This is a genomic window from Streptomyces sp. NPDC002926 (assembly GCF_053591755.1).
Genome location: NZ_JBSFUK010000005.1, coordinates 132,040 through 152,093, shown reverse-complemented (window position 1 = coordinate 152,093; position 20,054 = coordinate 132,040). Strand labels below are relative to the sequence as shown.

18 protein-coding genes are annotated in these 20,054 nt (G+C 69.8%); 6 read left to right on the top strand and 12 right to left on the bottom strand.

Going from position 1 to position 20,054, the window contains the following annotated elements:
* Positions 1-11: 11 nt before the first annotated feature.
* The 12 genes from ACWDZ6_RS12180 to ACWDZ6_RS12125 form a co-directional block, all read right to left on the bottom strand.
* Positions 12-404 carry a YccF domain-containing protein gene (locus ACWDZ6_RS12180; protein ID WP_351444938.1) on the bottom strand — a complete coding sequence of 131 codons (393 nt, stop codon included), beginning with the start codon at positions 402-404 and terminating at the stop codon, positions 12-14.
* On the bottom strand, positions 401-1,264 hold the full coding sequence (htpX, locus tag ACWDZ6_RS12175) for a zinc metalloprotease HtpX (protein WP_366731009.1): 864 nt from the start codon (positions 1,262-1,264) through the stop codon (positions 401-403). Before htpX ends, ACWDZ6_RS12180 begins: the two co-directional genes overlap by 4 nt.
* 149 nt (positions 1,265-1,413) lie before the next feature.
* Positions 1,414-2,955, bottom strand: a complete 1,542-nt coding sequence (locus ACWDZ6_RS12170) for an NADH-quinone oxidoreductase subunit N (protein WP_451502795.1) — start codon at positions 2,953-2,955, stop codon at positions 1,414-1,416.
* The gene (locus ACWDZ6_RS12165; protein ID WP_451502963.1) at positions 2,952-4,505 is read right to left on the bottom strand and encodes an NADH-quinone oxidoreductase subunit M; all 1,554 of its coding nucleotides are present in this window, start codon (positions 4,503-4,505) and stop codon (positions 2,952-2,954) included. The genes ACWDZ6_RS12170 and ACWDZ6_RS12165 overlap by 4 nt, the downstream gene beginning before the upstream one ends.
* 27 nt (positions 4,506-4,532) lie before the next feature.
* Positions 4,533-6,539, bottom strand: a complete 2,007-nt coding sequence (locus ACWDZ6_RS12160) for an NADH-quinone oxidoreductase subunit 5 family protein (RefSeq protein ID WP_451502794.1) — start codon at positions 6,537-6,539, stop codon at positions 4,533-4,535.
* Positions 6,536-6,907 (bottom strand): NADH-quinone oxidoreductase subunit NuoK, encoded by a 372-nt coding sequence (gene nuoK / locus ACWDZ6_RS12155; protein WP_451502793.1) that lies wholly within the window; start codon positions 6,905-6,907, stop codon positions 6,536-6,538. The genes ACWDZ6_RS12160 and nuoK overlap by 4 nt, the downstream gene beginning before the upstream one ends.
* Entirely contained in the window at positions 6,907-7,467 is a 561-nt protein-coding gene (locus tag ACWDZ6_RS12150) for an NADH-quinone oxidoreductase subunit J family protein (protein WP_451502792.1), read from the bottom strand. Before ACWDZ6_RS12150 ends, nuoK begins: the two co-directional genes overlap by 1 nt.
* The gene (locus ACWDZ6_RS12145; protein WP_451502791.1) at positions 7,464-8,129 is read right to left on the bottom strand and encodes a NuoI/complex I 23 kDa subunit family protein; all 666 of its coding nucleotides are present in this window, start codon (positions 8,127-8,129) and stop codon (positions 7,464-7,466) included. The genes ACWDZ6_RS12150 and ACWDZ6_RS12145 overlap by 4 nt, the downstream gene beginning before the upstream one ends.
* Positions 8,129-9,097: a complex I subunit 1/NuoH family protein gene (locus tag ACWDZ6_RS12140; protein ID WP_451502790.1), complete on the bottom strand. Its 969-nt coding sequence runs from the start codon at positions 9,095-9,097 to the stop codon at positions 8,129-8,131. The genes ACWDZ6_RS12145 and ACWDZ6_RS12140 overlap by 1 nt, the downstream gene beginning before the upstream one ends.
* The gene (locus ACWDZ6_RS12135) at positions 9,094-10,395 is read right to left on the bottom strand and encodes an NADH-quinone oxidoreductase subunit C (RefSeq protein WP_451502789.1); all 1,302 of its coding nucleotides are present in this window, start codon (positions 10,393-10,395) and stop codon (positions 9,094-9,096) included. Before ACWDZ6_RS12135 ends, ACWDZ6_RS12140 begins: the two co-directional genes overlap by 4 nt.
* The gene (locus ACWDZ6_RS12130) at positions 10,392-11,051 is read right to left on the bottom strand and encodes an NADH-quinone oxidoreductase subunit B (RefSeq protein WP_451502788.1); all 660 of its coding nucleotides are present in this window, start codon (positions 11,049-11,051) and stop codon (positions 10,392-10,394) included. The genes ACWDZ6_RS12135 and ACWDZ6_RS12130 overlap by 4 nt, the downstream gene beginning before the upstream one ends.
* Positions 11,042-11,452 (bottom strand): NADH-quinone oxidoreductase subunit A, encoded by a 411-nt coding sequence (locus ACWDZ6_RS12125; protein ID WP_326651895.1) that lies wholly within the window; start codon positions 11,450-11,452, stop codon positions 11,042-11,044. The genes ACWDZ6_RS12130 and ACWDZ6_RS12125 overlap by 10 nt, the downstream gene beginning before the upstream one ends.
* Before the next feature lie 200 nt (positions 11,453-11,652).
* On the opposite strand from ACWDZ6_RS12125, the gene ACWDZ6_RS12120 reads away from it, so the two are divergent.
* The 6 genes from ACWDZ6_RS12120 to rarD all read left to right on the top strand — a co-directional run bounded on the left by ACWDZ6_RS12120 (position 11,653) and on the right by rarD (position 19,844).
* Entirely contained in the window at positions 11,653-12,837 is a 1,185-nt protein-coding gene (locus tag ACWDZ6_RS12120; protein ID WP_451502787.1) for a sensor histidine kinase, read from the top strand.
* 270 nt (positions 12,838-13,107) lie between these two features.
* Positions 13,108-14,421 carry a sensor histidine kinase gene (locus tag ACWDZ6_RS12115; RefSeq protein WP_451502786.1) on the top strand — a complete coding sequence of 438 codons (1,314 nt, stop codon included), beginning with the start codon at positions 13,108-13,110 and terminating at the stop codon, positions 14,419-14,421.
* Positions 14,422-14,607: 186 nt separating this feature from the next.
* Complete coding sequence (locus tag ACWDZ6_RS12110) at positions 14,608-15,267, top strand: response regulator (RefSeq protein ID WP_451502962.1); 660 nt, start codon at positions 14,608-14,610, stop codon at positions 15,265-15,267.
* A 249-nt stretch (positions 15,268-15,516) separates the two neighbouring features.
* Entirely contained in the window at positions 15,517-17,457 is a 1,941-nt protein-coding gene (locus ACWDZ6_RS12105) for a 2-oxoacid:acceptor oxidoreductase subunit alpha (protein ID WP_366731020.1), read from the top strand.
* Positions 17,450-18,499, top strand: a complete 1,050-nt coding sequence (locus ACWDZ6_RS12100; protein ID WP_326651885.1) for a 2-oxoacid:ferredoxin oxidoreductase subunit beta — start codon at positions 17,450-17,452, stop codon at positions 18,497-18,499. Before ACWDZ6_RS12105 ends, ACWDZ6_RS12100 begins: the two co-directional genes overlap by 8 nt.
* Before the next feature lie 358 nt (positions 18,500-18,857).
* Positions 18,858-19,844 (top strand): EamA family transporter RarD, encoded by a 987-nt coding sequence (gene rarD / locus ACWDZ6_RS12095; RefSeq protein WP_451502785.1) that lies wholly within the window; start codon positions 18,858-18,860, stop codon positions 19,842-19,844.
* Positions 19,845-20,054 lie beyond the last annotated feature (210 nt).

Sequence of the window (20,054 nt, the reverse complement as noted above, 5' to 3'; positions counted from 1 at the left end):
CCGCCTCGTGGCTATTGGGAGGTGAACGGCTGGTCCGTGCGGACGATCTCCTTGCCGAAGGGCAGCAGGGAGACCGGGAGCAGCTTGAAGTTGGCGATGCCCAGCGGGATGCCGATGATCGTGAGGCACAGGGCGATGCCGGTGAAAATATGGCCGAGCGCCAGCCACCAGCCCGCCAGGACGAGCCACAGCACATTGCCGACGCAGGACGGCGCGCCCGCGTCGTGCCGCTCGACCACGGTGTAGCCGAAGGGCCAAAGAGCGTAGACACCGATCCGGAACGCGGCCAGGCCGAATGGGATGCCGATGATCGTGATGCAGAGAAGGACGCCGGCAAGGAGATAGGCGAGGAAGAGCCAGAAGCCGCTCAGGACCAGCCATATGACGTTCAGGATTGTCTTCACGGTCGGTGACCTGCCATTTGCTCGAGTCGGGCGATGCGTTCAGTCATCGGTGGGTGGGTGGAGAACATTCTGGAGAGACCTTGGCCCTGGCCGAAGGGATTCGCGATCATCATGTGGCTCGCGGTCTCGAGTCGCGGCTCGGCGGGCAGCGGCAACTGCTTCGTACCGGCGTCGAGTTTGCGCAGGGCGCCTGCCAGGGCGAGCGGGTCTCCGGTGAGCTGAGCGCCTGAGGCGTCGGCCTCGTACTCGCGCGAGCGGCTGACGGCGAGCTGAATCACGGAAGCGGCCAGCGGGCCCAGGATCATGAGCAGCAGCATGCCGACGAGGCCCGGCCCGTCGTCGTCGTCGGAACGGCCGATGGGGATCAGCCAGGCGAAGTTCACCAGGAACATCACCACGGAGGCGAGCGCGCCGGCGACCGAGGAGATGAGGATGTCGCGGTTGTAGACGTGGCTCAGCTCGTGGCCGATGACGCCGCGCAGCTCGCGTTCGTCGAGGATCCGCAGGATCCCCTCGGTGCAACAGACCGCGGCATTGCGCGGGTTGCGGCCGGTGGCGAAGGCATTGGGGGCCTGGGTCGGCGAGATGTAGAGGCGGGGCATGGGCTGGCGGGCGGCGGTCGAGAGCTCGCGGACGATGCGGTAGAGCGCGGGTGCCTCGAATTCGCTTACGGGACGGGCGCGCATGGCCCGCAGAGCCAGCTTGTCGCTGTTCCAGTAGGCATACGCGTTGGTGCCGAGCGCCACGACGAGCGCGATGAGCAGGCCCGTACGGCCGAAGAAGCTGCCGATGACGAGGATGAGTGCGGACAGTCCTCCGAGGAGTACGGCGGTCTTCAGCCCGTTGTGCCGGCGGTGCACGGTACGCCCTCCAAATGGTGCGGCAGGGGAACCCTTTGCGTGGTGGTGCTCCACTCACCAGTGGACCCTTCTCTACTGGTCAACGCCAGGCGAAGGACGCTAGTTCCCTTGTGCTTCCGGCCCTGGACTGGGCCGTTCGGGTGGCGCGCTCAGAACAGGCTGCTCGCCGCGAAGCGAAGGACCAGCTCGGGATAGCCGGAGAGGACGACGCCGGCGACGGCGGTCAGGACGATGGCGACCGTGATGGGCGTGGGGGCACTCCTGCGGACCGGTTCGGCCTTCTCGGCATCCTCTTCGGCGGGCTCCGTGGCGGCCTCGGGGGTGCGGAAGAGGATCGCCGTCCACTGCAGGTAGTAGTAGAGGGCGATCACGACATTGATGGCCATGATGACGGCCAGCCAGCCGAGGCCCGCGTCGACGGCCGAGGAGAAGACGGTCACCTTGGCGAACAGCCCGATGATGCCGGGCGGCAGACCGGCCAGACAGAGCAGGAAGAAGCCCATGGCGAGGGCGGCGAACGGCCGGGTGGCGTAGAGGCCACGGTAGTCGGAGATCCGGTTCAGCGGCTTCGTACGGGCGACGAGCGCCGCGACCGCGAAGGCCCCGAGGTTCACCACGGCGTACATCAGGGCGTACGCGACGGTCGCGCCGATCTGGTCGTCGGTGGAGTACGCGGCGGCCGCGATCGGCACCAGGAGGTAGCCGGCCTGCCCCACGGAGGACCAGGCCAGCAGACGTACCGCGCTCCACGCGCGCGTGGCCGACTGGCGCAGCGCCGCGACATTGCCCGCCGTCATGGTGAGACCGGCGAGGACGGCGATGGCCGGACCCCAGACGTCCGCGTATCCGGGGAACGCGATGACCGTCACCAGGATGAGGCCGGAGAAACCGACCGCCTTTCCGACGACGGAGAGGTACGCGGCGATGGGCAGCGGAGCGCCCACATAGGTGTCGGGGACCCAGAAGTGGAACGGGACCGCGGCCGTCTTGAAGGCGAAGCCGACGAGGGTCAGGACGACGCCTGTCTTGGCGACGGTGTCCAGCTGACCAGGGACGTTGTCGAGCCCGGCGGCGATCTGCGTGAGGTGGAGGGTGCCCGTCGCCGCGTACACGAAGCTCACGCCGAGGAGCATCACCGCGGTCGCGGTGACCGAGGAGAGGAAGAACTTGAGCGCCGCTTCGCTCGAGAGCCGGTCCCCGCGCCTCAGGCCGACGAGCGCGAAGGCGGGCAGCGAGGCGACCTCGAGGGCGACGACGAGGGTGGCGAGGTCGCGCGAGGCGGGCAGCAGGGCGGCGCCGGCCGCGGAGGAGAGCAGCAGGAACCAGAACTCCCCTGCGGGAAGCTTCTTCCTGGTGTCGTGGAGCGAGAGCAGCCCGGTGAGCAGCGCACCCCCGAGCACCAGGAACTGGATGACCAGCGCGAAGTGATCGGCTGTGTAGCTGCAGGCGTCGGTGTCCGTCGTGAGGCAGAACGTCGCGCGGTTGCCCTTGCGCAGCGGCAGGAGGGTGACGAGCGCGACGGCGAGGCCGGCGATCGCGACTGCTCCGAGCAGCTGCTTGCGCTTCTCCGGCACGAAGAGGTCGGCGACCAGCACGATCAGGGCGACCACCGCGGTGATGGTGGGCGGCGCGATCGCGAGCCAGTCGACGGACTGGACGAGGCTGGTGACACTGTCGGCTGCCACGGTCACGACTTGCCTCCTGCGAGGAGCTTCTGCACGGCGGGGTCGGTGAGGCCGAGGAGGACCGCGGGCCACAGTCCGGCGAGGACGGTGAGGGCGACGAGCGGGGTCCAGGCGGCGAATTCGTACGACTGGATGTCGGCGAGCTCCGGTGTCTCCTCGGCGGGCCTCGCGCCCATGCAGACACGGCGTACGACGACGAGGAGGTACGCGGCGGTGAGCAGCGTGCCGAAGGCGGCGATCGTCATGAAGGTGAGGAAGGCGGGGCGGCTGAGGCCCTCGGCGGGGTCGAAGGCACCGAACATCGCGAGCATCTCGCCCCAGAAGCCGGCCAGGCCGGGCAGACCGAGGGAGGCGACGGCGCCGAAGGCGAGGAAACCGCCGAGGCGCGGAGCGCGGCCGTAGAGCGCGGCGCCGGTCGCGCCGGCGAGGGTGTCGAGGTCGGCGGTGCCGTAACGGTCCTTGAGTGCTCCGACCAGGAAGAAGAGCAGGCCGGTGATGAGGCCGTGGGCGATGTTGGCGAAGAGCGCGCCGTTGACGCCGGTGGGGGTCATCGTGGCGATGCCGAGGAGCACGAAGCCCATGTGGCCGACGGAGGAGTACGCGATCAGGCGCTTGAGATCGCCACCCGCGCCCTGCTTGGCGAGTGCGAGGCAGGCGAGGGATCCGTAGATGATGCCGGCGACGGCGAAGGCGGCGAGATACGGCGCGAAGGTCCGCATACCGTCGGGGGCGATGGGGAGCACGATACGGACGAATCCGTACGTACCCATCTTCAGCAGCACGCCGGCGAGGAGGACGGAGCCGACGGTCGGCGCAGCGGTGTGGGCGTCGGGAAGCCAGCTGTGCAGCGGCCACATCGGCGTCTTCACGGCAAGGCCGATACCGATCGCCAGAACCGCGATGACCTGCACGGATGCGGTGAGCTCACGGCCGTTGTCAGTGGCGAGTGCCACCATGTCGAAGGTGCCGGTCTTCAGCCCGATCAGCAGCAGGCCGAGCAGCATCACGACGGAGCCGAGCAGCGTATAGAGGATGAACCTCCAGGCGGCGGCCTGCCGTGCCTCGCCGCCCCAGCGGGCGATGAGGAAGTACATCGGGATGAGGACCATCTCGAAGGCCAGGAAAAAGAGCAGCAGATCGAGGACGGCGAAGGTCGCGAGAGTCCCGGATTCGAGGACGAGCAGCAGCGCGACGAAGGCCTTCGGGGACGGGCCCGAAGGCATCTTGAAGTAGCTGTACAGCGCGCAGAGGAAGGTCAGCAGCGCGGTCAGGACGACAAGGGGGAGAGAAATGCCGTCAATGCCCAAGTGGATCCGCACATCGAGTGCGGCGATCCAGCTGATGTCCGTCGTGGCCTGCATCCTGGACGGGTTGTCATGGTCGAAGCCGAGGGCCAGGACGATCGCGGCGACGAGGATGACACCGGTGACGGTCACGCCGTGGCGCAGGACAGCCTGGTCGGGGCCCTTGCCCCGCAGGCCGGGCGGGGCGGGCAGGAGCGCGGCCGCGGCACCGACGAGCGGGCCGACGACGATGAACGCGAGAAGGAACTGCATCACGGACTCGCTGATATCGATCACGGCTCACGATCCGGCGTTGACGTTGGCAAGGACGACGGCGGCGATCGCCAGGGCGACGGAACCGGCAAGCAGCGCGCCGAGGTAGGTCTGCACATTTCCGGTCTGGGCTCGGCGCACGGCGGCGCCGAGCCAGCCCGCTCCGGTACCCGAGCCGCGTACGTATGTCTCGACGACCTCGCGGTCGAGGAAGCGGACCAGCTGGGCGGCGGCCAGGACGGGGCGTACGAACAGAGCGGAGTAGACGGCGTCGAGGTGGAAGCCGACTGCGGCGTGGCGGTGGAGCGGGCCGAGCAGGAGGCGGCCGGGGTCGCTCGGATCGGGGGCGGCCGCGGCATCGCCGAAGGCGGCGGTGTGGGCGGCGATGGCTTCGGCCTCGGAAACCGACGGCGCGGCGTCCGGGTGGGCGGCAACAGCACCCAGGGGCGTGGGAGCGGGGCCCTGCCGGAACTGCAGGGCGCGCCAGGTGCCATAGGTGACGAGTCCGCCGACGAGGGCGATACCGGTGCCGAGTACGGCGGTGGTGACGGTCGGGGTGAGGCCGCGGCCGTCGAACCAGTCGTCGATGTAGGCCAGAGTCAGCCCGAAACCGAGTGAGGGGATGGCCAGAACCCAGAGCACGGCGTTCATGGCGATGGGCTCCCTGCGGTGTTCGGGGGCCTCGGCTCCTCGGCCGCGGAAGGTGAGCAGCCAGAGGCGGGTCGCGTACGCGGCGGTGAGGAGGGCGGTCAGCAGACCTGCGACGAGCACTGTCCACCCAGCGGCCCCGGGTGCGATGTCGGTTTCGCCGAGCGCGGCGTGCTCGGCGGCCACGAGGACGGCTTCCTTGGAGAAGAAGCCGGCGAAGGGAGGGATCGCGGCGAGCGCGAACAGGGCGATGGTCATCGTCCAGTAGGCGTCGGGAACGCGCTTCGCGAGGCCGCTCATCCGGGACATGGTGGCGAGCGAGTTGGTGCCGGAGGCGTGGATGATCACGCCGGCGGCAAGGAAGAGCAGTGCCTTGAACGCTCCGTGCGACATGAGGTGGAAGACGGCGGCACCACGGTCACCGACGGCCAGGGCACCCGACATATAGCCGAGCTGGCCGATCGTCGAGTAGGCGAGGACGCGCTTGATGTCGTCCTGGGCGAGGGCCGCGAGCCCCGAGCCGACCATGGTGATCGCGGCCATGACGGCGAGGACGATGAGGGCCGCCGCGGAAGCGGCGAAGACAGGAAGGAGACGGGCGACAAAGTAGATACCGGCCGCGACCATCGTCGCGGCGTGGATCAGCGCGGAGACGGGGGTGGGGCCCGCCATCGCGTCGGGCAGCCAGGTGTGCAGCGGGAACTGCGCCGACTTGCCCGCCACACCCGCGAGGAGCAGCAGCGCGACGAGGGTGGGGTGCTGGATGCCACCGGCCTCGACGGAGCCGAGGATCCCGGTGATCTGGAACGTGCCGGCGTCGGCAGCGAGCGCGAACAGGCCGATCAGAAAGGGGACATCGCCGAGTTTGGTCACCAGGAAGGCCTTGAGGGAGGCGGCGCGCGCCTCGGCCGTCTCCCAGTAGTGGCCGACGAGGAAGTACGAGCAGATGCCCATGATCTCCCAGCCGACCATGAGGACCATCAGGTCGCCGGAGTAGACGACGAGCAGCATCGCGGAGGTGAAGAGGGAGACGAGGGCCGCGTAGGACGGGTAGCGCGGGTCGTCGCGGAGATAACCCGTCGAGTAGATCTGCACACACGACGCGACCACCCCGACCAGCACGGCGACGAGGACCGCGAATCCGTCGAGGTACAGGGCGAGGTCGATCGGGACCGACCCGGTGGGGGTGAGCTGAGTGGAGACGTCGATCGCCTTCCCCCCGCCCTGGCGGATCGCCACGACGACGGCGATGGCGGCCGCGGCAAGGGTCGGCAGGACGGCCAGGGGCCGTACGAAACCGGGGGCGATGCGGCCGAGCAACAGACCGGCCGCGGCGCCCAGGAAGGGAAGGAGGGGGACGAGGACAGCGAGGGTCGTGGTGGTCACGCGGCGGCCTCCGCCTTGTTCGCCGGGGCAGTCGCGTCGGGAACGTCGGGGGTGTCGTCCGGGCCCTCGACCGTGTCGCGGAGTCTGTCGACGTCCGAGGTTCCGCGGTTGCGGTAGACCGACAGGACGATCGCCAGGCCGATGCCGATCTCCGCGGCGGCGATGGCGATGGTGAAGAGGGTGAGCGCCTGGCCGGCGTGGAGGGTGTCGCGCAGCCAGACGTCGAAGGCGACGAGGTTGAGGTTGACGGCGTTGAGCATCAGCTCGACGGACATCAGCACAAGGATCGCGTTGCGGCGTGCGAGTACTCCGAACAGCCCGACGCTGAAAAGGAGGACGGCGAGCACGGCGGGATAGGCGAGGTGCATCAGCTCTTCCCCTCGGGATCCTTGGCGTCCTTGCGGGACAGGACAATCGCGCCGACGAGGGCGGCGAGCAGCAGTACGGAGAGCGCCTCGAAAGGCAGCACCCAGTGCCGGAAAAGGATCTCGCCGGACACCCGGGTGGAGCCCTGGGCCGGACCGTCCAGGTCGATCCAGGTCGTACGGAACGCGTCCACGACCACCCAGACCAGGGAGCCCCCGGCGGCAACTGCCACGGCGAGGGCGACCCAGCCGTTGCCGGAGTCGGCGTCCGGGGAGCGGCCGATGGGGGCCCTGGTGAGCATCAGCCCGAAGAGAAGGAGGACGACCACGGAACCGACGTAGATCAGGACCTGCACCCAGGCGATGAACTCCGCCGTCAGCAGCAGGTACTCGACGGCGAGGCCACCGAGCGCCACGACCAGCCAGAGGGCCGCGTGCACCAGCTGCGTGGTCCTGACGGTTATGACGGCCGCGCCGAGTGTGGCGAGGCCGACGAGGACGAAGGCGATCTCGACGCCCGTCGGGGAGAGGAAGCCGTGGGTTCCGGCTGCGGCGAGCATCATGCCGGGCCTCCCTCGCCCGCGGGCGGCGTGGCCGGTGGGCTGCCGTCGGACGGTGGGGTGCTCCCGGCCCGGGTGGTGCCGTCGGCTCGGGTGGTGGTGCCGTCGGCCGGTGGCTCGGTGGTGGCCTCCGCCTCCGCCTGCGCGGCCGCGAGCTTCTCGGCCGCCTTGCGGGCGGCGCCGATCTCCTTCGGCTCCTCGGCGGCCGGATCGAGCGCGGGCGGCGCGGGCACCGTCCACATCCACTCGCGGAGCTTGTCGCGTTCATGGGTGAGCTCGCGGATGTCCGTCTCCGCGTACTCGAACTCCGGGGACCAGAACAGCGCGTCGAACGGACAGACCTCGATGCAGATACCGCAGTACATACAGAGCGCGAAGTCGATGGCGAAGCGGTCGAGGACATTGCGGCTGCGCTCGCGGCCGCCGGGGGCCGCGGCCGGGACCGTCTCCTTGTGGGAGTCGATGTAGATGCACCAGTCGGGGCACTCACGGGCGCAGAGCATGCAGACCGTGCAGTTCTCGTCGAAGAGAGCGATCACGCCGCGGCTGCGGGGCGGGAGTTCGGGCTGGACGTCCGGGTACTGCGCGGTGACGGTCTTCTTCGTCATCGTCCGCAGGGTGACGGCGAGGCCCTTCGCGAGGCCGGATCCGGGGATCGGAGGCATTACTGGATCACCACCTTCACGATGCCGGTGAGGGCGATCTGGGCGAGGGCGAGCGGGACGAGCGTGGTCCAGGCGAGTTTCTGCAGCTGGTCCTCGCGCATCCGTGGATAGGTCACGCGAAGCCAGATGACGACGAAGGCGAGCACGGCCGTCTTGAGCAGGGTCCAGACCCAGCCGAGGCCGTCGGCCCCGAACGGGCCGTGCCAGCCGCCCAGGAAAAGGACGGTGGTCAGAGCGCACAGGACGACGATGCCCGCGTACTCGGCGAGCAGGAAAAGCGCGAAACGAAGGCCGGTGTACTCGGTGTACGCACCGAAGATGATCTCCGAGTCGGCGACCGGCATGTCGAACGGTGGGCGCTGGAGTTCGGCGAGGCCCGCGACGAAGAAGACCATGGCGCCCACGATCTGCCAGGGCAGCCACCACCACTCGAAGGCGTTCAGGATGCCGGGCAGCGAGACGGTGCCGGCCGCCATGGCGACGGAGGCGGCGGTCAGCAGCATCGGCAGCTCGTACGCCAGCAGTTGCGCGGCGGTACGGAGACCGCCCAGGAGGGAGAACTTGTTGGCCGAGGCCCAGCCCGCCATCAGCGAGCCGAGCACCCCGATACCCATCACGGCGAGCACGAAGAAGATGCCCGCGTCGACGACCATCCCGACCGCGCTCTCCCCCGGGCCGATCGGGATCGCGACCAGAACAAGGAGGTACGGAAGGAGGGCGACGGCGGGGGCGAGCTGGAAGATACGGCGGTCGGCGTTGGCCGGGACCACGTCCTCCTTCTGCGCGAACTTCACACCGTCGGCGACGAGCTGGGCCCAGCCGTGGAATCCGCCCGCGTACATGGGGCCGAGGCGGCCCTGCATATGGGCCATCACCTTGTGCTCGGTCTGCCCGATGACGAGAGGAAGGACGAGGAACACGGCGAAGATGATGACCAGCCGGCTGGCGACGTCGAGAGCGTCGTTCACGCGTCTCCTCCGGGGCGTTCGGCCGAGCCGGGTGCGGATTCGTCGGTCTCGGGCGGGGTGGGTCCGTCCGGGGCGGGCCCGGTGCGGGCGGGTTCTTCGGCAGCCGCGGGCGCCTCAGGTGCCGGAGCCTCTGCCGCGGGAGTCTCAGGTGCGGGAGCCCCAGATGCCGGAGTCTCAGGTGCGGGAGTCCCAGCCGCGGGCGCCTCGGGTGCCGGGCCCTCTGCCACGGGAGTCCCAGGTGCGGGCGCCGCAGGTGCCGGAGCCTCTGCCGCGGGAGCCTCAGGTGCCCGAGCCCCAGATGCCGAGACCTCTGCCACGGGAGCCTCAGGTGCCGAGACCTCTGCCACGGGAGCCTCAGGTGCCGGCGCCTCAGGTGCGGCTGCGTCGTCGAAGGCGGGGCGCGGCTTGTGCCAGGGGGCTGCCGAATCGCGGGTCCCCTTCGCCGACTCCTGCGAATGCGCCTCGGGCGTCGCGGGCTCACTGGGCGTCGCGGGCTTGACCTCCGTCGACTCCGTCCGCTGCGCCGCCGAGCCCTCCGACACGCTCCGGGCACGACGAGGCGTGGCCGGAGCGGCCGGGGCCTCGGGGGTCGTCGGCGTCGCCTCCGGTGCCTGGGACGCCGAGCCCTCCGAGACGCTACGGGCACGACGCGGCGGGCGGTCGCCGGTGGCGGCGGCCGTGCGCCCCGCCCTCGCCGGGCGGGCGGGGGCAGGCGGGAGCTGGCCCTTGAGGGGGCCCCATTCGTTCGGGTCCGGGACGCCGGGCGGGAGCATCTGGCGGCGCTTGGGGCCGCCGTGCTCCGACTCCCCCGGCTCCTTCGCGCCCGGCCACGCCTTCACGACCCGGGCCGCCAGGACGAAGTCCTTGCGCAGCGGGTGGCCCTCGAAACCGTCCGGCAGAAGCAGCGGGACAAGGTGCGGGTGATCGGTGAAGGAAACGCCGAACATCTCGTGCGTCTCACGCTCGTGCCAGGCGGCGCCCGCGTAGATCTCGACGGCGGACGGGAGTTCGGGTGCCTCGTGCGGGACCGTGGTGCGCACCATCAGGCGGCGCACGCTCCGGCCCTCGAGGGACACGACGTGCGCGCAGACCCGGAAGCCCGTGCCCGGTTCGTCGACCGCGCTCAGCCAGTCGAAATAGGTGCAGCCCAGCTTGTCGCGTGCGATCTCGAGCGCGGCGATCCAGGAGCCGACGGGGACGTCGACCGTAAGCAGGTCGTAGGCCCGCTCGGCGGTGGCCTCCTCGCCGAAGATCTCGGCGGCGGCTTCCGGAAGGCGGTCGTAGGCGGTGGCGGTCACTCGGCACTCTCCCCCGGAGCCGGACCCGTGCCCGGAACCGGCGCGGCCGGCGGCCGCACCAGGCCGCTCTGCAGAGCAGCGGCGGAGGGACGCTCGGAGTACCGCTCGCTCAGCGACTCGCGCGCGATCTTCTCCTGCAGCTTCAGGATGCCCTGCAGCAGCGCCTCGGGCCGCGGCGGGCAGCCGGGCACGTACACATCGACCGGAATGATCTGGTCGACGCCCTTGGTCACGGAGTACGAATCCCAGTACGGGCCGCCGCAGTTGGAGCAGGCCCCGAAGGAGATGACGTACTTGGGCTCGGGCATCTGCTCGTACAGGCGCTTCACCGCGGGCGCCATCTTGTCCGTCACGGTGCCCGAGACGACCATCAGGTCCGCCTGGCGCGGGCCGGGCGCGAAGGGGATCACGCCGAGCCGGATGAAGTCGTGGCGCGCCATCGAGGCGGCGATGAACTCGATCGCGCAGCAGGCGAGCCCGAAGTTGAAGACCCACAGGCTGTAGCGGCGACCCCAGTTGAGGACCACCTTCATGGGTTCCGGGGCGAGGCGCGAGAGGACGCCCAGGCGCTTCGGCTCCGGCAGGAGTTGCGGGGTCCTCGCGGTCGAGGTGGAGGGGATCTCCGTGGTCGAGGGGATCTCCGGGGTCACGTCCATGTCAGGACGCCCTTCTTCCATGCGTAAAGCAGACCCACGGCCAGGAAGCCGAGGAAGATGAACATCTCCACGAGCGTCGTCGCGCCGTATCCGGCGGCGGCGAAGATCGTCGCCCACGGGAAGAGGAAGATCGAGTCGACGGCGAAGATCACGTACAGAAAGGCATATACGTAGTAGCGGACCTGGGTGTGCGCCCAGCCCTCCCCCACCGGGTCCACTCCGCATTCGTACGTCAGCAGCTTCTCCGGCGTGGGTACCACGGGCCGCAGCAGCCGCCCCGCCCCGAAGGCCACGGCGACGAACAGCACGCCGATCAGCGCGAGCAGTCCGACAACCGAATAGCTCTCGAAATAGCTGGCGAAGTGGTCCGCCGCGAGCACGGCCACGGTCGGTTCCGGCACGTCCGCCCCTCGCTCCCTGAGCTCGTTGATGATCTAGGTGATCTATTCGACGATCTATTCGACGATCTCTACGCACGCGAGTCTAGGCCCTGCTAAAGAGACGGTAAGCAGTCACGTCTCGCATCAGGTGGGGTTATCCCTACTTCGTCCCACCCATGTACCCCATGGCGTGCGGCGACCCGGCCCGGCAGGGTGGGCGCATGACCGCAAGCATCGCCGTTCCCGACAACGACCGGCCGCCACCCGCGCGCTTCGCCTTCGGCCGCCACACCTGGACGGAGATCGCGTATCTCCTCGCCAATCTGCCGATCGCCCTGGCCGGGTTTGTTTACGTGGTGTTCATGATTTCCACCGGTGCGGCACTGTCGGTGACGGTGATCGGTCTGCCGCTCCTCGCCTTGGGACTCGCGGGCGCGCGCGGGCTCGGCAAGGCGGAGCGGGCCCGGGCCCGCGCGCTGCTCGGTGTACGGATGGACGAGCCGAGCCCGCTGCGCGGATCCCGGCGCCGCGAGGGAATCTTCCCCTGGCTGTGGGCGGGCCTGAAGGACCCGGTGGCGTGGCGGTCGGTGCTGTATTCCTTCATCCGGCTGCCCTGGGGCGTGCTGACCTTCACGATCACGCTGGTGGGCTTGTTCGTGCTCTGGCCCGTACTCCCCTTCATCGTGCGCGGACTGACCAACGCCGACCGGGCGATGGTCCGCGGTCTGCTCTCCCCCTCCGACGAACTGGAGCGGCGTATCGCCGAGTTGGAGTCGGACCGTGGCGTGGTGGTCGACACGGCCGCGGCGGATCTGCGCCGTATCGAGCGCGATCTTCACGACGGCGCACAGGCCCGGCTCGTGGCACTCGCCATGGGGCTCGGTCTGGCCAAGGAGAAGCTGAGCGGGGACGCGCTGGACACAGCCGCCGCCGCGGCGATGGTCGACGAGGCGCACGGCGAAGTGAAGCTGGCGCTCCAGGAGCTGCGCGATCTGGCCCGCGGCATCCATCCCGCCGTACTGACCGACCGCGGACTGGACGCAGCGCTCTCCTCCGTCGCCGCACGCTGTACGGCCCCGGTGAAGGTGACGGTCGATCTGACGGAGCGGCCGGCCGAGGCCATCGAGGGCATCGCGTACTTCACGGTCTCCGAGCTGCTCCAGAACGTCAGCAAGCACGCGCAGGCGAAGAACGTCTCGGTGGATGTCTGGCGGGCGAACGAGCGGTTGCTGATCCAGGTCCAGGACGACGGACGCGGCGGTGCGTCACTGGACGGCGGTACGGGCATGGCAGGTCTGGCCGAGCGACTGGGGGCGGTGGACGGGCTCTTCGTTCTGGACTCGCCGGTAGGCGGGCCGACCGTCGTCACGGCGGAGCTGCCCTGGCGCGAGCGCGGCAGGCGCTGACACCTCGCGTGCCGCAGCCCGCGCTGCGATGTCCGGCAGCCCTCGGCCGAACGCCCCACCCCGACGCGTCCGGCATCCGGCAGCCCGCCCCCGAACCCCCCGCCCCGACGCGTCCGGCGCCCCGCGCCCCGCACTCCGAAGATGGCCGCAAGGCGCCCCCATGGTGGGGAAAACCCCCGCCTCAAGACGGTAACCGCCCTCATGGTGTGCGGCCCGCGCCCCCAGCAGTCTTGAGTCATGACAGCCCGCAGCGCAGAACGGACGACTTCGATGGCCACGGATTACCGACCGGAGCCCCGGGACCACTTCCTCCCTCCGGCGCTGCGCGCGCCGCTGGAGGGCCGTACCTGGCGCGAGTTCGGCTATCTGCTGCTGAGCCTCCCGATGAGCATCGTGTTCTTCACCTTCGCCATCGCGACCGTCTCGCTCGGCGCCGGGCTGCTCATCACCTTCCTCGGCATCCCGGTGCTGGCCGCCGGTCTGGCCGGCCTCCGCGGTCTCGGCGCGGTGGAGCGGGCCCGGGCCCGGGGCCTGCTGGACCTCGACGTCGGCGACCCCGCTCCGGTGCGCGCCCGTACGAATGGGCTGATGTCCTGGGTCGGCGCCGTCCTCAAGAGCGGGGCGTCCTGGCGGCACCTGCTCTATGCGGTGCTGCACTTCCCGTGGGCGATCTTCGCCTTCGTCGTCGCGACGGTCTTCTGGGTCAACGGCCTGGCTCTGCTGACGTACCCGCTGTGGGGGTGGGTCCTCCCGCGCTACCTCGACGAGCCGGGCATCTCGATCTACGGCGACAGTCACGGAAACCAGCTGTACCTCGACACACCCTTCGAGATCGGCGCCATCACCGTGGTCGGCCTGGTCCTCGTCCTCGTGACCCCCTGGCTGGTTCGCGGTCTGGTCGCCGTGGACCGGGTGATGGTCGCCGGGCTCCTCGGGCCTTCCAGGCTCGACACTCGCGTCGTCGAGCTGGAGTCGGACCGCGGCGTGGTCGTCGACACGGCGGCCGCCGATCTGCGCCGTATCGAACGCGATCTTCACGACGGCGCGCAGGCCCGCCTGGTCGCACTCGCCATGGACCTCGGTCTCGCCAAGGAGAAACTGCTCGAGGATCCCGACGCGGCCGCCCGCATGGTGGACGAGGCGCACGGCGAGGTGAAGGTGGCACTGCAGGAGCTGCGCGATCTGGCCCGCGGCATCCATCCCGCCGTACTGACCGACCGCGGACTGGACGCAGCGCTCTCCTCCGTCGCCTCGCGCTGCACCGTCCCGGTGAGCGTGGAGGTGGAACTGCCCGCCAGGCCGGCTCCCGCCATCGAGGGAATCGCCTACTTCACCGTGTCCGAGCTGCTGCAGAACGTGAGCAAGCATGCGCAGGCAGCCCGTGCCACGGTGGATGTCTGGCGCTCCCAGGACCGGCTGATGCTGCAGGTCACGGACGACGGCCGGGGCGGCGCGGACACCTCGGCCGGCAGCGGCCTCGCGGGTCTGGCGGAGCGGCTCGACGCGGTGGACGGCATCCTGGCCGTGGACTCACCGGCCGGCGGCCCGACGACCGTGACGGCCGAGCTTCCCTGGCGCGGCTGAACCGCCCCCACCCCATGAAGCCGAACCGCGCCAACCCCACAAAACCGCCCCCGGACACGCCCGGCAAGCCCCCAATCCCCTCGATTCCCCGAGCCTGGGCGCGGTCCGGTCCGGATACTGGGATGCTGGAGGACGCAGGGGTGGGAAGCGGATCGACATGGGGGCTTCAGGGTCGTGGAGGACAGAGTGCGGGTCGTCATCGCCGAGGATTCAGTGCTGCTTCGGGAGGGCCTGACCCGGCTGCTGACCGACCGCGGGCACGATGTCGTGGCCGGCGTGGGGGACGCGGAAGCGCTGCTCAAGACGATGGGCGACCTGGCCGCGCAGGACGCGCTGCCGGATGTGGTGGTCGCGGATGTGCGGATGCCGCCCACTCATACGGATGAGGGCGTACGGGCGGCGGTGCGGCTGCGCAAGGACCACCCCGGGATCGGGGTGCTGGTCCTTTCGCAGTACGTCGAGGAGCAGTACGCCACCGAGCTGCTCGCGAGCAGCAGCCGCGGCGTGGGCTATCTGCTCAAGGACCGGGTCGCCGAGGTGCGTGAGTTCGTGGACGCCGTGGTCCGGGTGGCGCGGGGCGGCACCGCGCTGGACCCCGAGGTCGTGGCGCAGCTGCTGGGCCGCAGCCGTAAGCAGGATGTGCTGACCGGGCTCACGCCGCGCGAGCGTGAAGTCCTCGGCCTCATGGCCGAGGGCCGGACGAACTCCGCGGTCGCCAAGCAGCTCGTGGTGAGCGACGGCGCGGTCGAGAAGCACGTCAGCAATATCTTCCTGAAGCTCGGACTCTCCCCCAGTGATGGGGATCATCGGCGTGTACTGGCGGTGCTGACCTACCTCAACTCCTAATTGACTGACACTCTGTCAGATATCGAGTGGAACGGCAGAGGCAGAACCGAATAATGAACAGGGAGCGTCTTTACACACGGACCAGGGGGGCGGAGCGGAGCATGGCAGACCAGGGCATCAGAGCGTCTCAAAAAGACGTCCGGCATATGAGCGGTCCAGGGAAGGCCACCCTTACGGACGTAGGGTGGCATTGGGACGGCCGGTGGGCCGGCCGGGCCCGAGCAGCCGCCTCGAGGGAGGTCCAGTTCAGTGACCAGCCAGGTCAGTAGCCCAGCCGAGCAGGCCGATGACGAGGCCGATGAGGCTCTCGTCGGGGAGCAGCGCAGACCCGCCGGCGAGAAGGAAGTCCGCCGCCTGGATCGGGTGATCATCCGCTTCGCGGGTGACTCCGGTGACGGTATGCAGCTCACGGGTGACAGGTTCACCTCGGAGACCGCGTCGTTCGGCAACGACCTCTCCACGCTTCCGAACTTCCCCGCCGAGATCCGGGCGCCTGCCGGAACACTCCCGGGCGTCTCCAGCTTCCAGCTGCATTTCGCAGACCACGACATCCTCACCCCGGGCGACGCGCCGAACGTGCTGGTCGCCATGAACCCCGCCGCCCTCAAGGCGAACATCGCCGATGTGCCGCGCGGCGGCGAGATCATCGTCAACACCGACGAATTCGCCAAGCGGGCGATGGCCAAGGTCGGCTACGACACCTCGCCCCTGGACGACGGCTCACTGCAGGCCTACCGCGTCCACCCGGTGCCGCTGACGACACTCACCGTCGAGGCGCTGAAGGAGCACGGGCTCTCCCGCAAGGAGGCCGAGCGCTCCAAGAACATGTTCGCGCTGGGGCTCCTGAGCTGGATGTACCACCGGCCGACCGAGGGCACCGAGACCTTCCTGCGCACCAAGTTCGCCAAGAAGCCGCAGATCGCCGAGGCGAACATCGCGGCGTTCCGGGCAGGCTGGAACTTCGGCGAGACGACCGAGGACTTCGCCGTCTCCTACGAGGTCGCGCCCGCGAGCAAGGCGTTCCCCACCGGCACCTACCGCAATATCTCCGGCAACCTGGCCCTCTCCTACGGGCTGATCGCCGCGAGCAAGCAGGCCGATCTGCCGCTCTACCTGGGCTCGTACCCCATCACCCCGGCCTCCGACATCCTGCACGAGCTCTCCAAGCACAAGAATTTCGGCGTACGGACCTTCCAGGCCGAGGACGAGATCGCGGGCATCGGCGCGGCGCTGGGCGCGGCCTTCGGCGGCGCGCTCGGCGTCACCACCACCTCCGGCCCCGGTGTCGCGCTCAAGTCGGAGACCATCGGGCTGGCGGTCTCCCTGGAGCTGCCGCTGCTCATCGTGGACATCCAGCGCGGCGGCCCCTCGACCGGTCTGCCCACCAAGACCGAGCAGGCCGATCTGCTGCAGGCGATGTACGGACGCAACGGCGAGGCACCGGTGCCGATCGTCGCGCCCCGTACGCCCGGCGACTGCTTCGACGCCGCTCTCGAGGCGGCCCGGATCGCGCTCGCCTACCGCACCCCGGTGCTGCTGCTGAGCGACGGCTATCTGGCCAACGGCTCCGAGCCGTGGCGGATCCCCGACATCGACGAACTCCCGGATCTGCGCGTGCAGTTCGCCACCGGCCCGAACCACGAGCTGGCGGACGGAACGGAGGTGTTCTGGCCGTACAAGCGTGATCCGCAGACCCTTGCGCGTCCCTGGGCGGTTCCGGGGACGCCAGGACTCGAGCACCGCATCGGCGGCATCGAGAAGCAGGACGGCACCGGCAATATCTCCTACGACCCCGCCAACCACGACTTCATGGTCCGCACCCGCCAGGCCAAGATCGACGGCATCGAGGTCGACGACGTAGCGGTCGACGACCCGCACAGTGCGACCACACTGGTCCTGGGCTGGGGCTCGACCTACGGTCCGATCACCGCCGCCGTACGCCGGCTGCGCACCGCCGGCCTTCCCATCGCGCAGGCCCATCTGCGCCACCTGAACCCGTTCCCGAGGAATCTCGGGGAGGTGCTGGGGCGTTACCAGAAGGTAGTGGTACCCGAGATGAACCTCGGCCAGCTCGCCACCCTGATCCGGGCGAGGTATCTGGTCGACGCGAAGAGCTACAACCAGGTCAACGGCATGCCGTTCAAGGCCGAGCAGCTCGCAGAAGCTCTCAAGGAGGCCATCAATGACTGAGGCGCTCTCGCTGGTGCCCAAGGCCGACGCCAAGCAGTCCATGAAGGACTTCAAGTCCGACCAGGAAGTGCGCTGGTGCCCAGGCTGCGGTGACTACGCGATCCTCGCCGCCGTTCAGGGCTTCATGCCCGAGCTCGGCCTGGCGAAGGAGAACATCGTCTTCGTCTCCGGAATCGGCTGCTCCTCCCGCTTCCCGTACTACATGAACACCTACGGGATGCACTCCATCCACGGCCGCGCTCCCGCCATCGCGACCGGGCTCGCCTCCTCGCGCCGCGATCTGTCGGTCTGGGTCGTCACCGGCGACGGCGACGCCCTCTCCATCGGCGGCAACCACCTGATCCATGCGCTGCGCCGCAATGTGAATCTCAAGATCCTGCTGTTCAACAACCGCATCTACGGACTCACCAAGGGCCAGTACAGCCCGACCTCCGAGGTCGGCAAGATCACCAAGTCGACGCCGATGGGCTCGCTGGACGCGCCCTTCAACCCGGTGTCGCTGGCGATCGGCGCCGAGGCGTCCTTCGTCGCCCGCACCGTCGACTCCGACCGCAAGCACCTCACCGAGGTGCTGCGCCAGGCCGCCGACCACCGGGGGACGGCGCTGGTGGAGATCTACCAGAACTGCAACATCTTCAACGACGGCGCCTTCGAGGTACTCAAGGACAAGCAGCAGGCGGAGGAGGCGGTCATCCGCCTCGAGCACGGAGCTCCGATCCGCTTCGGAAACGACGGCAACAAGGGTGTCGTGAGGGACGCGGCAACCGGCGATCTGAAGGTCGTTGCCGTCACCCCCGAGAACGAGTCGCAGATCCTGGTCCACGACGCGCACAGCGCCAGCCCGACCACGGCCTTCGCGCTCTCCCGCCTCGCCGACCCGGACACGCTTCACCACACCCCCATCGGGGTGCTGCGCAGTGTGGACCGGCCGGTCTACGACACGATGATGTCCGACCAGCTCGACACCGCCATCGAACAGAACGGCAAGGGCGACCTGGCCGCGCTGCTCGCCGGCAACGACACCTGGACCGTCGTCGGCTGACCCACCACGCACCCGTCCGGGGCCCGGATCTCCCGTCAGGAGGTCCGGGCTTCGTCGTACGCCGCGCAGCGCCACCAGGACCTCCTCGCCCGCCGCTCCGTCCAGCGGACCGCCCCCTCGGGCGCCGCCTTCCGGCCCGCACGACGGGCGGCCCGGGACGGCCGGCCGTGCCACGACCCCCGCTCGCCGACCGGGTCGCTTCGGCTCTCGCGACGCGCTCCCGCGGCGGTCCGAACCGTCCGGACGACACCGTACGGCGGACCAAGATCCGTCATGACCGTATGGCGATACGGACATGACAGCCCGACCCCGCGCCGCGTACCTTCGACGGGGTGATGCACCCAGGGCGGGAGGGCCAGTGAAGTCGGACGGCGAACAGCGGGCGGGACTGCTGTACGGGATCGGGGCCTACGGGATGTGGGGCCTGGTCCCGCTCTTCTGGCCGCTGCTGAAGCCGTCCGGGGCGGTGGAGATCCTCGCCCATCGGATGGTCTGGTCACTGGTCGTCGTCGGCATCGCGCTGCTGGCGCTGAAGCGGTGGGGCTGGATCCGCGAGCTGATACGACAGCCCCGGAAACTGGGACTCATCACGGTCGCGGCGGCGGTCATCACCGTCAACTGGGGCGTCTACATCTGGGCCGTCAACTCGGGCCATGTCGTCGAGGCCTCGCTCGGCTACTTCATCAACCCGCTGGTCACCATCGCGATGGGTGTACTGCTGCTGAAGGAGCGGCTACGCCCGATGCAGTGGGCGGCGGTCGCCACGGGCTGCGCGGCGGTGCTGGTGCTGGCGATCGGCTACGGACAGCCGCCGTGGATCTCGCTCACGCTCGCGTTCTCGTTCGCCACGTACGGCCTGGTCAAGAAGAAGGTCAACATCGGCGGTCTCGAGTCGCTGGCCGCGGAGACCGCGATCCAGTTCCTCCCGGCGCTGGGCTTTCTGGTCTGGCTCGGCGCGGACGGCGCGGCCACCTTCGGCGCGCACGGCGCGGGCCATGCGGCGCTGCTGGCCGCGACCGGCGTGGTGACCGCCGCGCCGCTGGTCTGCTTCGGCGCGGCGGCGATCCGGGTGCCGCTCTCCACGCTGGGGCTGTTGCAGTATCTGGCCCCGGTCTTCCAGTTCCTGCTGGGGATCCTGTACTTCCACGAGGCGATGCCCGCGGAGCGGTGGGCGGGCTTCGCGCTGGTGTGGCTGGCGCTGACCTGCCTGACGTGGGACGCGCTGCGGACGGCTCGGCGTACGAAGGCGGCGCTGCGCCTCGCGGCTGCGGCCGCGGCGGCCTCAGCCGCCCCGGCGTCGGCTCCCGCGCCGGCCCTCGCGCCACAGACGGAACCGACGGCCTGACGCGCGGCCTCGCGGGGCGCTGCTGCGGCCGAGCCCCGCGTTCCGCGGCAGCCGCGGCACCGCCAGCCGCGAGGCCCGGTCGGCAGAACCGACCGAGTCCGCGGCCTTGCACGCTCACATCGAGCACACGGGCACACGAGGGACGTCGGACCGTCAGAGGGCGAACCGCCCCGCCACCCCGCGCCGGCCGTCGGCATCAGCCCGCCATCG